The sequence below is a fragment of the Streptomyces sp. NPDC098789 genome, assembly GCF_044759975.1.
In the GTDB taxonomy this organism is placed as follows: domain Bacteria; phylum Actinomycetota; class Actinomycetes; order Streptomycetales; family Streptomycetaceae; genus Streptomyces.
In genome coordinates, this window is record NZ_JBIWAJ010000017.1 from 17,642 (window position 1) to 31,681 (window position 14,040).

Below are 14,040 nucleotides of genomic sequence, written 5' to 3' on the forward strand. Positions count from 1 at the left end.
GGGAGGTGACAGCGACGTGGACTGCGATGTGCTGGTGATCGGCGGGGGGATCGTCGGCCTGTCGACGGCGCACGCGCTGTCGCGCCTCGCCCCGGGCACGCGGGTCGTGGTGCTGGAGGAGCGGGGGGCCGACCCCGTCCGGCCCCGCGGCGGACTCCACAGCGCGGCGGTCGACAGCGGGGCGGTCGACAGCGGGGTCGTGGACAGCGGGATCCACCACCGGCCCGGATCGCTCACGGCCCGCTACGCGGTGCGGGGTGCGGCCGAGATGGCCGCTTTCTGCGCGGAGCACGGCATTCCGCACGAGGTGACCGGGAAGCTGGTCGTCGCCACCGAGCGGGCCGAGCTGCCGCGGCTGCACGCGCTGGTCCAGCGGGGCCGCCGGCTGGGGGTACCGGTGCGGGAGCTGGGTCCGGAGCAGATCAGGGAGTACGAACCGGAAGTCCGCGCACTGGCCGCGATCCGGGTCGGGACGACCGCGGTCGTGGACCACGGCCGGCTGGCGGCGCAGCTCGCGCGCTCCTCCGGCGCGGAGATCCGGTACGGGGCGCGGGCGGAAGGGATCCGGCGGCGGCCGGGCCGGGTCGCGGTGCGGACCGCCTCCGGCGAGGTGCTGCGGGCGAAGGTGCTGGTGAACTGCGCCGGGGTGCGCAGCGACCGGGTGGCCCGGCTGGCCGGGGACGACCCGGGGGTGCGGATCTCGGCGTTCCGGGGGGAGTACTACGACCTGGCGCGGCCCTCGCTGCTGCGCGGCCCGATCGACGCGCTCCCGGACCCGACGCGCCCCTTCCCCGGGGTCCACCTGCTCCGCGGGATCGACGGCGAGGTCCACATCGCGGCGGGGTCCGATCCCGGGCCCGCCGCCGCAGCCGGGGCCGGGCACGGAAGCGGAACCGGTGCCGGGGCGGTGCCGGTGAAGCGGGAGTTCGTGGAGGCGGTGCGCAGGGTGTTGCCCGGGGTGTCGGAGGCGGACCTCGTACCAGCGGCGGGGGCCGCCGGGCTGCGGGCCCGGGCCGTCCGCCCGGACGGGACGCCGGTGGACGAGGTCCTGGTCCGGGAGACGCCCGGCGCGGTGCACGTGGTGGACGTGGCGCTGCCCGGGGTGACGGGCGCGCTGCCGGTGGGGAGCGCGGTGGCCCGCCGCGCCCTGCGGATGCTGCGGATGCCGCGGGACTGAACCGGCCCCCCGGGGTCGGCGCCCGGCCCGTACCGGCGGACCCGGTCGGGCGGGGGGGCCTTCGAGGCCGGGGGCCTTCGAAGGGTGGGACCTTCGAAGCGTGGGGGAGACGGGCGGGTCGTAGAATCGGGGCATTGTGTCTGAGTCACTGAATCCGCAGCCCGGTACCCCCGACGCCCCCGAGGGGGCGGCTCCCCACGTTCCGCCGCGCTGGCGCACGGAGCCCCGGTTTCCCGACGGGCCCGCGCCCGACCCGGCGGGCTCGCACCACGAGCGCCGGATCCGCAGCTTCCAGCCGCGCCGCAGCCGGGTGACCACCGGCCAGGGCGAGGCGCTGCGCCGCAAGTGGGCGACCTGGGGCCTGGACATCGACGGGCACGAGGTCATCGACCTGGACAAGCTCTTCGACGGCCGCCCCGTCGTCCTGGAGATCGGCTTCGGCATGGGCGAAGCGACCGCGCAGATGGCCGCCGCCGACCCGGACACCGGGATCCTGGCCGCCGACGTGCACACGCCCGGCCAGGGCAACCTGCTCGCGCTCGCCGAGCGCGGCGGCCTCGACAACATCCGGGTCGCCAACGGCGACGCGATCATCCTGCTGCGCGAGATGCTGGCGCCCGACTCCCTCGCCGGACTGCGCGTCTACTTCCCGGACCCGTGGCCCAAGGCCCGCCACCACAAGCGGCGCCTCATCCAGCCCGAGTTCCTCGACCTGGCCGGGACCCGGCTGGCCCCCGGGGCCGTGCTGCACTGTGCGACCGACTGGGAGCCGTACGCCGAGCAGATGCTCGAAGTCCTCGGCGCGCACCCCCTGTTCGAGAACACGCAGGCGGACGGCGGTTACGCGCCGCGCCCCGACTTCCGGCCGCTCACCCGTTTCGAGGGCCAGGGGCTCGACAAGGGGCACGTCGTACACGACCTCCTGTTCCGCCGTACCCCGTAACGGGGATAACGGCCAACGTCACTGCGCGTGTCGGACCCGCTCGCTAGGGTGATGACGTGTTCCGAGCGCTCCCCGGTGTGCTCGCACGTCCGTCGGGCGCGGTCCGCACGTGCGTGCGCGTCGCCCTGCTCTCCTGCGTGAGCCTGTCCGGCGTGGCCATCCTGGAGCTGGTGCGGGAACAGACCGGCACCGCCGGGTTCTTCGTCGGGCTCGGGCTGGCCCTGCTCCCGGTGGCGCCGCTCATGGCGGCGTTCCGGTGGCTGGGGCGGGCCGCGCCGCTGCCCTGGTCCCGGCTGCTGTTCTGCGCGGGGTGGGGGGCCTGTACCGCGGCGCTGATCGCCATAGTGGCCAACAACTTCGCGAGCGAGTGGATGGCCGCGGCCGCCACCGATCCCTCCGCCGCCGACCGGCTCGGCTCGGTGGCGGTCGCCCCCGTCGTCGAGGAGAGCGCGAAGGCAGCCGCCCTGCTGCTGGTGTTCACCTTCCGAAGACGACACTTCACCGGTCCCGCGGACGGGCTGGTCCTCGCCGGTTTCACCGCCACGGGCTTCGCCTTCACCGAGAACATCCTCTACCTCGGCAACGCCTTCGGCGAGGACCTGGACAGCGGCACCACCGTGCTCGACTCCACGACGGCGGCCACCTTCTTCGTGCGGATCATGCTGTCGCCCTTCGCCCATCCGCTGTTCACCGCGCTGACCGGGCTCGGTCTGGGCCTGGCCGCGCGCAGCGCCCGCCGCCCGCTGCGGACCTGGTTGCCGCCGCTGGGGCTGGGGCTCGCCATGGGCGCGCACGCCCTGTGGAACAGCTCGTCCGAGCTGGGCGCGTACGGCTTCTACGTCGTCTACGGCTGCGTGATGGTCCCGGTCTTCGCGGCGCTGGTGGGGCTGGCCGTCCGGATCCGGCGCGGTCAACTGCGTACGGTCGCGCGCGAGCTGAGGGTCTACGCGGGCGCCGGATGGCTCGGCCCCGCGGAGGCGGCCGCGCTCGCGTCGGTGCCCGCCCGCAGCCTGGCCCGGGCGCTGGCCCGGAGCGCGGGCGGGCGGCAGGCGGCCCGGGCGGTCGCCGCCTACACGGCGGACGCGGCCGCCCTCGCCCTGCTGCGCGACGGGGCCCGTAGCGGCGGTCCGCGGCGCGTGGCGGACTTCGCGGACCGGGAGCGGGAGTTGCTGGAACGGCTGTGGCGGGCCCGGGCGGCCGCGGGCCCGGCGCTGGCCAGGGCGGCCGTCATGGAGGAGCTGTGCGCGGCGCCACCGGCGCGGACGACGGCCGCGGGGCCGCCGATGCGGGCGACCCCCGTGGCGCACGAGGTCGTTCGACCCCTGGAAGCACAAGCGGTTGCGGTCGCGGTCGCGGAAGCGGTTGCAGTCGTCGCTCCCGTCACCGTTCCCGGTCCCGCTCCCGTTCCCGGTCCTAGACGTTCAGGCCCTTGCCCTGGAGCCACGCCAGCGGGTCACGCGTCGCCCCGTCCGTACGCACTTCCAGATGGAGGTGGGGTCCGGTGACGTTGCCGGTGGCTCCGACCCGGCCGATCGTCTCGCCGGTGGAGACCGTGCCCGAGGTCACCGACATCGAGGAGAGGTGGCAGTACCAGACCTCGGTGCCGTCGGAGAGCTGGAGCACGATCCGGTAGCCGTACGAGCCGGACCAGCCCGCGGAGATGATCTTCCCGTCGTGCACCGCCTTGACCGGGGTGCCGGTCGGCGCGGCGAAGTCGAGCCCGGTGTGCATGCCGGAGGACCACATCGAGCCGGCGTCGCCGTAGTGCGAGGTCAGGGTGTAGGCCGAGGTGGGGAGCGCGTACCCGCCGGCGGTCGGGGCCGTGGAACCGGACGGGCCGGAGGCGGACGGGCCCGCGTCGGCCGACTGCTGCTGCGCCGCGGCCGCCTTCGCCTTCGTCTCTTCCTGGGCCTTGGCCTCCGCCTCCGCCTTGGCGCGCGCCGCCTCCTCGGCGGCGGCGGCCTGCTTCTGCTTGGCCTCCTCCGCGGCGGCCTGCTGCGCGGTCCGCTCGGCCTCCGCCTTGGCCGTGGCCGCGGCGGCGTCCTGCTGGGACTCGGCCTGCTGCAGGATCCGGTGGCGCAGCACCTCGCCCGCGTCGAAACCGGAGGCCCGCTGCTCCTGGACCCGACCCGCGCCCTCGGCGCCGCTGCGGACGATCCCGTTGGCCGAACCGTCCCCGGCGCGCCCCGCGCCCTCGCCCGCCGCGTCGCCGGAGCCGGTCAGGTCGCTCAGGTCTCCCAGCGACGGGATGCTGATGGCCACTTGCGGGCGACCCTGCGCGGTGGCGATGCCGCCCGCGCCGACGGCCGCGATGACGCCCACACCGAGCACGGTGGAGCTGCGGGCCAGTCCGCCGCGCTGGCGCGCCACGCGGTGCTTGCCGCGCACCGGGCGGGCCGAGTCCTCGGTCGGATTCCACTCGCCCCAAGCGCCGGCGGTGGGGGATTCCTGGACCTCGACGCCGTCGGGGGCGGGCAGTTGGGACGGCACCGGGGCACACTCCTCGAAATCCGCGCGCACGCGCACTGTGCCGTCTCTTGCGACGGTTGTGGCGACCGCGCTGCGTTATCGAACGGTAATAGACACCAGGGAGTGATTCCAAGCAGTTGCGATTGATCGTTCATACCAATCGGCCACCCGGCGACCGGCTTTGGCCTGGACTTTCCAGTCCTTTACCTACTGAACAGCGACAAAATGGCACACGTTTTTGTGTACCTCCAGCCACACGGTCTTCATGATGGTCCGTCAAATAACTTGCGGAGTGCGCCCTTTCGCTCACCCACCGTCACGCCGCACCACCGGTACCGTCCTCCGCCGCATCGGCTGCCCCTCCCCCGGCCGGGCCACCGCCAACAGCGCCAGGTCGTCCGTCGCCCCGCCGCCGGTGTGGCGGCGCACGTCGGTGATGAGCGCGTCCAGCACCTCCTCGGGGCCCGGGAAGATCCGCCCCCGCAGTCGGGCCGGCGGATCGTAGAACTCCCCCGCCCCGTCCCGGGCTTCGCTCAACCCGTCGGTGTGCAGCAGCAGGGTCGCGCCCGCCGGGAAGGCCCACTCCTCGGCCCGGTCCGGCCAACTGCCCAGCTCCCCCATGCCCAGCGGCAGCGCCGGCTCGCCCGGGTGCAGCACCGCCAAGGAGCCGTCCGGGCCGAGCAGCAGCGGTTCGGGGTGCCCCCGGTTCACGATCCGCAGGGTCCCGGTCCCGCGGGGGATCTCGGCCAGCACGCAGGTGGTGAACCCCTCGACGGCGTCCAGGCTGTCGCGCCGGTTGCCCTCCCGGGCCAGCGCCCGCTCCAGGCGCCGGGCCACCCCCTCCAGCGCGGGCTCCTGTTCGGCCGCCTCCCGGAAGGCCCCGAGGACCACCGCCACCGCTTCCACCGCGCCCAAGCCCTTGCCCCGTACGTCGCCCACGGCCAGCCGTACGCCGTACGGGGTGTCCTGTACGGCGTACAGGTCCCCGCCGATGAAGGCGTCCGCCTCCGCCGCCACGTAGCGCGCGGCGATGTGCAGGCCCGCGATCCGGTCGGCGGGCGTCGGCAGGACCGCGCGCTGCGCCGCCTCGGCGATCCCGCGCGCGGAGGCGAGCTGGGCGCCGCTGCGCCGGACCACCCGGTTGATGAGGATGGCGAGCACCGAGACGGTCAGGACGGTGACCAGCTCGGTGATGGCCTCGCCCCGCCAGGTGGTGCCGTTGCGGACGTGCAGCGCGATCACCGCGAGCGAGGCGAAGGCGCCGGTCAGCACGGTCGTACCGAGGGCGAAGAGGGGCGCGGCGACCAGCGGGGCGGCGGAGAAGAAGGGCGAGCCCGTGTAGTTGGGCGGGGTGGCCACGTCGAAGACCAGGCCCAGCAGGACCAGCAGTACCGGGAGCATCCGCACGAAGCGCCGGGTCAGCCGGCTCGTGCCGGTGATGGCCGTGCCGCTCTCGTCGCCCTGTTGACCCAGCCCCACCAAGGTGTTCTCCTGCCGGCTCCCTCGCACGGGCACGGGCCGCTGCCGCCTCGCCCCCCAAGACTGTGGGCTCCGGCGGCGTCGGGCGAGGCGGCCGGAGCGTCCGGGTGAACCGCACCCGCGGGACCCCACACGGACCCGCACGGCCACGCACAGACAGACAGGCACGGAAGTGCGCGGGAACGACGAAGGCCCGGATCCGTGAGGATCCGGGCCTTCGTCTTCGCCCCTGAGGGCTTTGGTAGCGGGGACAGGATTTGAACCTGCGACCTCTGGGTTATGAGCCCAGCGAGCTACCGAGCTGCTCCACCCCGCGTCGGTAAACCCAACTCTACGCCATCCGGGACGGCCCCTCGACCACTTAAGGGCCGGGGGGCCGTCCGGGCCTCACAGCTTGGCCAGGAACCCGGACAGATTGCCCGCCATCCGCTCGATCTGCTCGTCCACGGTCAGCGTCTCCTCGAACCGGCCGCCCGGCTCCGGCAGCTTCTTGCCCCGCACGTAGAGCGAGCAGGCCAGGTCGGTGCACATGTAGAGGCCGAGCGAGTTCCCCTCGCGGCCGTCCTTGCCGCGCTTGCGGGCGGTCATCAGCGAGACGCCGCTGCTGGGGTGGATCGTCAGGCACAGGCCGCACATGCTGCGGTGCAGCGCCCCGCGCTTGACGGACGGGAAGCGCAGCGTCACCCCGACCGGTCCGCCGCCGTCGGACCCGCCGGTCACCAGGTAGCTGCGGTCGGGGGCGGACAGGTCGCGCCAGCCGAGGAAGTCGAGGTCTTCCCACGGCCGGGTGGCGAGGTCCCGCGGCAGCGGGATCCGGGCCGCCTCGCCCTTGGAGCAGTTCACGAACGAGCCCCGGATGTCCTTCTCGGTCAGTGCCTTCATGACACCCACGGTAAGTTTGCCTAGGGCATCTAGGCAAATGATTAATACTTATCGTCGATCGCAGAGACCCACCCAGATCCACCCAAGGAGTCGGACGTTGTCCCGAGCAGGCCTCACCCCCGACCGGATCGTCGAAGCGGCCGCCGAGCTGGCGGACTCCGCGGGCCTCGACCAGGTCACCGTCTCCGCCCTGGCCCGCGGCCTCGGCGTCAAGGACGCCAGCCTCTACTCCCACATCCGCGGCCTCGACGACCTGCGCACCCGCCTCGCCGTACGGTCGGCCGCCGACTTCGCCGACCGGCTCGGCGAGGCCCTGGCCGGCCGCGCCGGGGAACAGGCGCTGACCGCCTTCGCCGACGCCTACCGCGCCTACGCCCTCACCCACCCCGGCGGATACGCCGCCACGCAGCTGCGGCTCCCGCCCGACGTGGTCGCCGCCTCGCCCGGGCACCAGCGGATGATCGGGTTCACGGCGTCGATGCTGCACTCCTACGCCCTGCCCGAACCCGACCTCACCGACGCGGTCCGACTGCTGCGCAGCACCTTCCACGGCTTCGCGGCCCTGGAGGCCACCGGCTCCTTCGGCCACCCGCGCGCCGTCCCCGAGTCCTGGAGCCGGATCACCGCGGCCCTGCACGCCCTGCTGACCGACTGGCCGCGCACGGACCCGGGCACCGACCCGAACACCCCGGGCGCCTAACTCGGCTCCCGCACGCAGGGTTTGACGCGCCAAGCAGCGCCACCCCGACGAACCCGCCACCCGCGCCCGGCCGTTCGCCCGAACGGCTCGTGGCGGGAAACCGCCGGAGCCACTCCGGGCGATACCCGATCGGCCTCGCGCCCCTCTCCGGCTATGCTCTGGGGTGAGCACTCCGCGGGCCATTAGCTCAATTGGCAGAGCAGCGGACTTTTAATCCGTTGGTTGTCGGTTCGAGTCCGACATGGCCTACAGCTCACGGCAGCGCCCCACCCGGTTTCGGCCAGGTGGGGCGCTCGTTCGTTTCCGGGGCGGGCCGCGGGGGCGTCGGCTACTGCTCCGTCATCGCCGCCGGGATGTCGACGCGGGACGCCCTGCGGGCGGGCCAGAGCGAGGCGAGCAGTGCGCCCGCCATGGCGATGAGCACGCCGAGCGCGAGGCGGCCCCAGGGGATGACCAGGGCGTAGCCCACGACGTTCTCCTGGAGGGTGTGGCCGAGCGCCCAGCCGAGGAAGACGCCGAGGACGGTGCCGACCGAGGCGCCGAGCGCGCCGAGGACGAGGGCCTCCAGGCGGATCATCCGGGCCACCCCGGGGCGGTCCACGCCGAGGGCGCGCAGCGTGCCGATCTCCCTGCGCCGTTCGAGTACGGACATGGCGAGCGTGTTGGCGATGCCGAGGGCGGCGATCGCCAGGGCCATGCTGAGCAGGGCGTAGAAGACGTTGAGCTGCTGGCCGATGCCGCCGCTCTCGCGGGCCTGGAGGTCCGCCGCGTCGAGGACGGCCAGGGCGGGGTTGTCGCCGAGGGCGCGGACGACCTTGCCGAGCGCGGCCCGGTCGGCTCCGCCGCCGGTGTCGATCAGGATGCCGTCGGTGTGCGGGGTCGGGTCGTAGCGGGCGACGAGGGAGTCGGCGGCGGTGATGCTCGGCAGCAGGTTGCTCTGCTCGTCCGCCCGGTAGATCGCGCCGATGGTGACGGAGCCGCGCTGGGTTCCCGCGTCCTGCTTGCCGCCAGGAGCACCCGCGTCCTGCGGAGCGCCGGCCTCCTCCTGGGGCTTCGGTCGTTCCAGGGGGAGGCTCTGGCCGACGTGCCAGCCCTCCTTCGCCGCCTTGAAGTCGGCCACGGCGATCTGGCCCTTGGCCAGGGAGTCCAGGGAGCCCTCGACCATGTCGTAGCGCAGCAGCCGCCCGATGGTGGCCGGGTCGACGCCGGTCAGTACGGACGGGGCGCCCGCCAGCCGGTACCGGGTGGACTGGTTGAGCGGGCTGAAGGCGAGGCCGGGGACCTTGGCGAGCGGCGCCGCGGTGGCGGGGGTCAGCCCCGCGCCGCCCTCGGCGGGCTTCACCAGGTAGTCGGCGGCGAAGTCGTGGACGGTCGCCCGGTCGAGGTAACGGGCGGCGGAGGCCCCGACGACGGACAGGCCCGATGCGAGGGTGAGGGCGATGGCGAGCGCGGCCGCGGTGGCTCCGGTGCGCCGGGGGTCGCGCACGGTGTTGCGGGCGGCGAGGTCGCCGTACACCGGGTGGAGCCGGGTCAGCAGCGGCCGTAGGAGGGCGACGAACGGGCGCGACAGCAGCGGCACGAAGCCGATCGCCCCGGCCAGGGTGAGGACCGCGCCGCAGCCGATGACCAGCCGGTTGTCCTCCGCCGTGCTGAGGGCGCCGTAGACCACGGCGACGGTGCCGGTGAGCGCGAGCGCGGCGCTGAGGCCGGTGCGCAGGGAGGCGGTGCGGGCGGGCGCCGCGGGCTCGGCCGCGCTGAGCGCGGCGACGGGCGGGATGGCCATCGCCCGGCGGATCGGCAGCCAGGCGGAGACCATCGGCAGGGCGGTGCCGACCAGCAGGGCCACGATCACGGTCGTCGGGGTGAGGACCAGCGGGGCGGCCGGCGCTCCGTCGGTGGCGAAGGCGCTCTGGAGCACCAGGGCGACCCCCGTGCCCAGGGCGATGCCCGCCGCGGAGGCGAGCGCGCCGACGAGCAGGGTCTCGGTCAGCAGGATGCGGCGCACCTGCTGGCGCGAGGCGCCGACGGCCCGCATCAGGGCCAGCTCCCTGGTGCGCCGGGCGACCAACATGGTGAAGGTGTTGGAGATGAGGAAGGTGGCGACGAAGAGGGCGACCGCGGCGAAGCCCAGCAGGATCTGGCTCATGGTGTCGCTCTCGCCGGTGGCGAGGTTGGTCTGGATCCGGGCGAGCTGGGCTCCGGTGACCGCGCCGAGGCCCTGCGGCAGCTTCGCCTCGACGTGGCCGAGCAGCTGCTGGGCGCTCGTGCCGGGCGCGGCGGTCAGCACGACGCTCTCGAAGCGGCCGCTCTGGAGGAAGAGCCGCTGGGCGGTGGCGTCGGTGAACAGCGTCAGGCTGTCGCCGGTGGACGTCTCGGGCCCGTCGGCGCGGAAGATCCCGCTGAGGGTGTAACTGGCGGCGCCCTCGTTCGTACCGACGCGGACGGTGTCGCCGAGGCGGAAGCCGCCCTTCGCGGCGGTCTTCTCGTCGAGGGCGATCCGGTCGTCGCGGGTCGGGCCGGAGCCCTGGGTGAAGCCGTAGGCGGGGTCCTTCCCGTCCGCGCCCGGGGTGAAGTTGCCGGCCTTGTGCTGCGAGCCGCTGCCGAGCAGGCGGCCGCCCCGGTCGGCGACGGCGGCGAAGCCGTTCACCCGGCCCGAGGCGGTGCGGACACCCTCGATCTTGGCCAGGTCGGCCACGGTCGCGGCGTCGACGCCCGCCCGCGGTCCGCCGCCCGCGCGGGTGTCGTGGGAGAAGACGCTGACGTCGACGCCTCGGAAGGCGTCGGTCACCCGGGCGGTGGCGGCGCGGTTCAGGCTGTCGCCGTAGACGAGGCTTCCGGTGATGAAGGTGACGCCGAGCATGACCGCGAACGCGGTCATCACCAGGCGGGCCTTGTGCGCGAACACGTTGCGCAGGGCGGTTCGGAACATGGGGTGCGGGTCCTGTGGGGGTGCGGGCTCGGCGGGTGCGAGCGGGCGGACGAGCGGGCGGCCGGTGCGGTTCCGGGCGGTCAGCCGGCGGTGTGCGCGCGGGTGTCGAACGCCTTCATCCGGTCCAGGACCCGCTCCGGGGTGGGTCGCGCCATCTCGTCGACGAGGCGGCCGTCCGCGAGGAAGAGCACCCGGTCCGCGTAGCCCGCGGCGATCGGGTCGTGGGTGACCATGACCACGGTCTGACCCAGCTCGCGCACCGAATCCCGCAGGAAGCCGAGCACCTCGGCCCCGGCCCGCGAGTCGAGGTTGCCGGTGGGCTCGTCGCCGAAGACGATCGCGGGGCGCGAGACCAGCGCCCGGGCCACCGCGACGCGCTGCTGCTGCCCGCCGGAGAGCTCGCCGGGCCGGTGGCCGAGTCGCTGGGCGAGGCCGACCATGGCGACGACCCGGTCCAGCCAGGCCCGGTCGGGCCGCCGGCCCGCGACGGTCAGCGGCAGCGTGATGTTCTCCAGCGCGGTCAGCGTGGGCAGCAGGTTGAACGCCTGGAAGATGAACCCGACCCGGTCGCGGCGCAGTTGGGTGAGCTGGCGGTCGTTCAGCGCGCCCAGTTCGGTGGTCCCGATGCGCACGGACCCCGAGCTGAAGGAGTCGAGCCCGGCGGCGCAGTGCATCAGGGTCGACTTGCCGCAGCCGGAGGGACCCATGATCGCGGTGAACTCGCCCTCCCGGAAGGAGACGCTGACCCGGTCCAGGGCGACGACGCGGGTGTCGCCGCTGCCGTAGACCTTGGTCAGGTCCGTGGTGGCGGCCGCCGTCCCGGGACTCACGTGCGGTGCGTACGGGGCAAGGGGTTCGGCGGTCACGAAGGACTCCTCTACGGGCGCGGACGGTGCACTCCGAAGGGTGTCCGGGGAACGTATCGGCGCCCGGTCCGTCGTGTATCGGCCGGCGCTCCGGCGCGTACCGGTCGTGTAGGGGAGGCGGGACCTCAGCCGGGCAGCCGCAGGGTGGCCACGGCGCCGCCGTCCGGCGCGTTCTCCAGCAGCAGTACGGCGCCGAGGACCTGGGTCTGGCCCACGGCGATGGTCAGGCCCAGCCCGTGGCCCGTACCGCGCTCGGCGGCGCCGGTGTGGAAGCGGCGCGGGCCGCCGGCCAGCAGGTCCGTGGGGAAGCCGGGCCCGTGGTCGCGCACGACGACCGTACGGGCCCCCGCGTCGACGGTGACCCGCACGGGCGCGCCCCCGTGCCGGTGCGCGTTGACGACGAGGTTGGCGACGATCCGTTCGAGGCGGCGCGGATCGGTCTCCACGGTCGCCCCGGCGCCGCCCCCGAAGCCCCCGCCGCTCCCGCCGCTCCCGTCGACCTCGATGACCTCGGCGTCGAAGCCCGTACGGGCCACCGCCTCCGTGACCACCGCGGCGAGCGGGACCCGGGCGCGGACCGGCCGCTCGGCTCCCGCGTCCAGCCGGGAGATCTCCAGCAGGTCCTCGACCAGGCCCCGCAGGTCGCGCACCCGGGCCCGCAGCAGGTCCTCCGTCTCGCCCGCCGGCAGCAGGTCGGCCGCGGCCAGCAACCCGCCGACGGGGGTGCGCAGCTCGTGGGCCACGTCGGCGGTGAAGCGGCGTTCGTCGCGCAGCCTGCGGCTGAGGGTGTCCGCCATCAGGTCGACGGTCGCGGCGATGTCGGAGACTTCGTCACCGCCCCTGGTGGGGCCGGTACGGGCGTCCAGGTCCCCGGCGGAGATCCGGGCCGCGGTCTCGGAGACCCGCCCCAGCCGCCGACCGAGCAGCCCCGCCCCGAACACGGCCAGCGGCGTGGTCACGGCGAGGGCGATCACCGAGGCCACGGCCATGGTCGCGTCGAGCCGGTACAGGTCCTGGAAGTCGTTGTGGATGGCGATCTGCACGGCCAGCACCGGACTGCCCGGTCCCGCGGTCCGCTGCGCGCCCCAGACCGTCGGATCCATGCTGCCGGGCAGGTTCCCGCCGTAGGAGACGTGTCGCGCGTCGTCCTTCAGGTCGCGCAACGACTGAGGCAGGTCACGCGGATCGAGCCGGGCGCCGCCCGTGAGGGTCCCGGTGCGCCGGTAGGCGTCCATGGCCTCGTACACGCCGTTGAAGGCGTTGCGTTCGGCGCGGTAGCGGATCTCGTGCGCGGTCCACACGTGCACCAGCAGGCCCACCGCCACCGCGACCAGGCACGCCGTGGCGGCGGCCAGTGCGGCGATCTTCCAGCGCAGGGGCAGGCCGCGCGGCGGCCGCGGTCCGCCCGGGGGACGTACCGCGCTCAGCGCGCTCACCGCCTGAACTTGTAGCCGAAGCCGCGGACCGTCTCGATCCGGTCCCGGCCGACCTTGCCGCGCAGCCGCTGCACGCACAGGTCCACGACCCGGCTGTCGCCGTCCCAGCCGTACTCCCACACCTCGCGCAGCAGCGTGTGCCGCTCCAGCACGATGCCGGGGTGGGCGGCGAACTCCAGCAGCAGCCGCAGCTCGGTCGGGGTGAGCGCCACCGGGCTGCCGGCCAGGGAGACCTCCAGGCCGCCGGTGTCGATGGTCAGGTCCCCGAAGACGAGCACCTCCCCCTCGGTGTCCGCGGACCGGCCCGGGGGCGGGGCGGGCGCGTAGGTCGCCCGCCGCAGCAGCGAGCGGATCCGGGCCACGAGCACGTAGGTGTCCACGGGCTTGACCACGTAGTCGTCCGCCCCGGCCTCCAGACCGGCGACGACGTCGAGCCCGTCGCCGCGGGCCGACATCATCAGGATCGGTACGAGGCTGGTCTCGCGGACCTTGCGGCACAGGCCGATGCCGTCCAGGCCGGGCAGCATCACGTCCAGGACCAGCAGGTCGAAGGCTTCCTCGCGGAAGAGCTCCAGCCCCGTCAGCCCGTCGGCGGCGGCCTTCATCCCGTAGCCGTAGCGCTCCAGGGCGATGGTGAAGGACCGGCGCATCAGATCGTCGTCCTCCACGAGGAGCACGCGCACGGGGGGCTCGGGCGAGGACACTGCGGGCGGCTCCTGTTCGGGCGGGGTGGGACCGCGAAGGCGGGGCCCGTGAAGAACGATAGGCAGAGCGCGCTCCGGCCGCAGCCGCGCGATGCGCGGCGCGCGGAACCGATGGCCGCCCAAGCGGTCCCCGATGCCCACCCGATACAAAGCCCGCCGGGAACCGCCGGAGCGGGCCGGGAATCGGCCGCACAACGCACTCGGCCCCCACCGCACCGGAGTGCCGTGGGGGCCGAGCGGACGCCTGGGGTCAGGTGTCACAGGTGCTGACGATCAGCCGTTGCGCTTCCAGCGCGGCTTGTCGTCGCGACGGCCGGCGTCGCCACCACCGAAGGAGCTGGAGCCCGAGGGACGGTGGTCGTCGCGACGGCCGTAGGGACGGTCGCCGCCACCGGAGCGGAAGCCGCCGGAGGGACGGTCGCCACCGCGGTCGTCACGGTTGAAGCCACCCGAGG

12 protein-coding genes and 2 tRNA genes are annotated in these 14,040 nt (G+C 74.3%); 5 read left to right on the plus strand and 9 right to left on the minus strand.

Going from position 1 to position 14,040, the window contains the following annotated elements; genetic code table 11:
• Window positions 1–16 precede the first annotated feature (16 nt).
• The 3 genes from ACIQWR_RS29510 to ACIQWR_RS29520 all read left to right on the plus strand — a co-directional run bounded on the left by ACIQWR_RS29510 (window position 17) and on the right by ACIQWR_RS29520 (window position 3,625).
• A complete protein-coding gene (locus ACIQWR_RS29510) occupies window positions 17–1,177 on the plus strand; it encodes an FAD-dependent oxidoreductase (protein WP_404015656.1) in 1,161 nt (386 codons plus the stop codon).
• A gap of 136 nt (window positions 1,178–1,313) precedes the next feature.
• Window positions 1,314–2,120 (plus strand): tRNA (guanosine(46)-N7)-methyltransferase TrmB, encoded by an 807-nt coding sequence (gene trmB / locus ACIQWR_RS29515; RefSeq protein WP_404015658.1) that lies wholly within the window; start codon window positions 1,314–1,316, stop codon window positions 2,118–2,120.
• Window positions 2,121–2,176: 56 nt separating this feature from the next.
• Window positions 2,177–3,625 carry a PrsW family intramembrane metalloprotease gene (locus ACIQWR_RS29520; RefSeq protein ID WP_404015661.1) on the plus strand — a complete coding sequence of 483 codons (1,449 nt, stop codon included), beginning with the start codon at window positions 2,177–2,179 and terminating at the stop codon, window positions 3,623–3,625.
• On the opposite strand, the gene ACIQWR_RS29525 is transcribed toward ACIQWR_RS29520, so the two are convergent.
• From ACIQWR_RS29525 to ACIQWR_RS29540, 4 genes are all read right to left on the minus strand, one after another.
• Complete coding sequence (locus ACIQWR_RS29525; RefSeq protein ID WP_404015663.1) at window positions 3,534–4,610, minus strand: M23 family metallopeptidase; 1,077 nt, start codon at window positions 4,608–4,610, stop codon at window positions 3,534–3,536. The genes ACIQWR_RS29520 and ACIQWR_RS29525 overlap by 92 nt on opposite strands.
• Before the next feature lie 285 nt (window positions 4,611–4,895).
• The gene (locus ACIQWR_RS29530) at window positions 4,896–6,068 is read right to left on the minus strand and encodes a PP2C family protein-serine/threonine phosphatase (RefSeq protein ID WP_404015666.1); all 1,173 of its coding nucleotides are present in this window, start codon (window positions 6,066–6,068) and stop codon (window positions 4,896–4,898) included.
• Window positions 6,069–6,307: 239 nt separating this feature from the next.
• Window positions 6,308–6,384, minus strand: a tRNA-Met gene (locus tag ACIQWR_RS29535).
• Window positions 6,385–6,455: 71 nt separating this feature from the next.
• The gene (locus ACIQWR_RS29540) at window positions 6,456–6,950 is read right to left on the minus strand and encodes an FBP domain-containing protein (protein ID WP_404015669.1); all 495 of its coding nucleotides are present in this window, start codon (window positions 6,948–6,950) and stop codon (window positions 6,456–6,458) included.
• A 97-nt stretch (window positions 6,951–7,047) separates the two neighbouring features.
• On the opposite strand from ACIQWR_RS29540, the gene ACIQWR_RS29545 reads away from it, so the two are divergent.
• The gene (locus tag ACIQWR_RS29545; RefSeq protein ID WP_404015672.1) at window positions 7,048–7,650 is read left to right on the plus strand and encodes a TetR/AcrR family transcriptional regulator; all 603 of its coding nucleotides are present in this window, start codon (window positions 7,048–7,050) and stop codon (window positions 7,648–7,650) included.
• A 176-nt stretch (window positions 7,651–7,826) separates the two neighbouring features.
• Window positions 7,827–7,899 (plus strand) — tRNA-Lys (locus ACIQWR_RS29550).
• 79 nt (window positions 7,900–7,978) lie between these two features.
• Here ACIQWR_RS29550 and ACIQWR_RS29555 read toward each other — a convergent pair.
• From ACIQWR_RS29555 to ACIQWR_RS29575, 5 genes are all read right to left on the minus strand, one after another.
• Window positions 7,979–10,579 (minus strand): ABC transporter permease, encoded by a 2,601-nt coding sequence (locus ACIQWR_RS29555; RefSeq protein ID WP_404015675.1) that lies wholly within the window; start codon window positions 10,577–10,579, stop codon window positions 7,979–7,981.
• 80 nt (window positions 10,580–10,659) lie between these two features.
• Entirely contained in the window at window positions 10,660–11,445 is a 786-nt protein-coding gene (locus ACIQWR_RS29560) for an ABC transporter ATP-binding protein (protein ID WP_404015678.1), read from the minus strand.
• A gap of 125 nt (window positions 11,446–11,570) precedes the next feature.
• Window positions 11,571–12,881 carry a sensor histidine kinase gene (locus ACIQWR_RS29565; RefSeq protein WP_404015680.1) on the minus strand — a complete coding sequence of 437 codons (1,311 nt, stop codon included), beginning with the start codon at window positions 12,879–12,881 and terminating at the stop codon, window positions 11,571–11,573.
• On the minus strand, window positions 12,878–13,585 hold the full coding sequence (gene cseB / locus ACIQWR_RS29570; protein ID WP_404015683.1) for a two-component system response regulator CseB: 708 nt from the start codon (window positions 13,583–13,585) through the stop codon (window positions 12,878–12,880). Before cseB ends, ACIQWR_RS29565 begins: the two co-directional genes overlap by 4 nt.
• Window positions 13,586–13,858: 273 nt before the next feature.
• Window positions 13,859–14,040, minus strand: a 182-nt coding sequence (locus tag ACIQWR_RS29575) for a hypothetical protein (RefSeq protein ID WP_404015686.1), incomplete at its 5' end; no start/stop codon positions are given.

Excerpts from the sequence above, each read along its gene's own strand:
- ACIQWR_RS29540 (WP_404015669.1), bottom strand. The coding sequence starts at position 6,950 with ATGAAGGCACTGACCGAGAAGGACATCCGGGGCTCGTTCGTGAACTGC.
- ACIQWR_RS29555 (WP_404015675.1), bottom strand. The coding sequence starts at position 10,579 with ATGTTCCGAACCGCCCTGCGCAACGTGTTCGCGCACAAGGCCCGCCTG.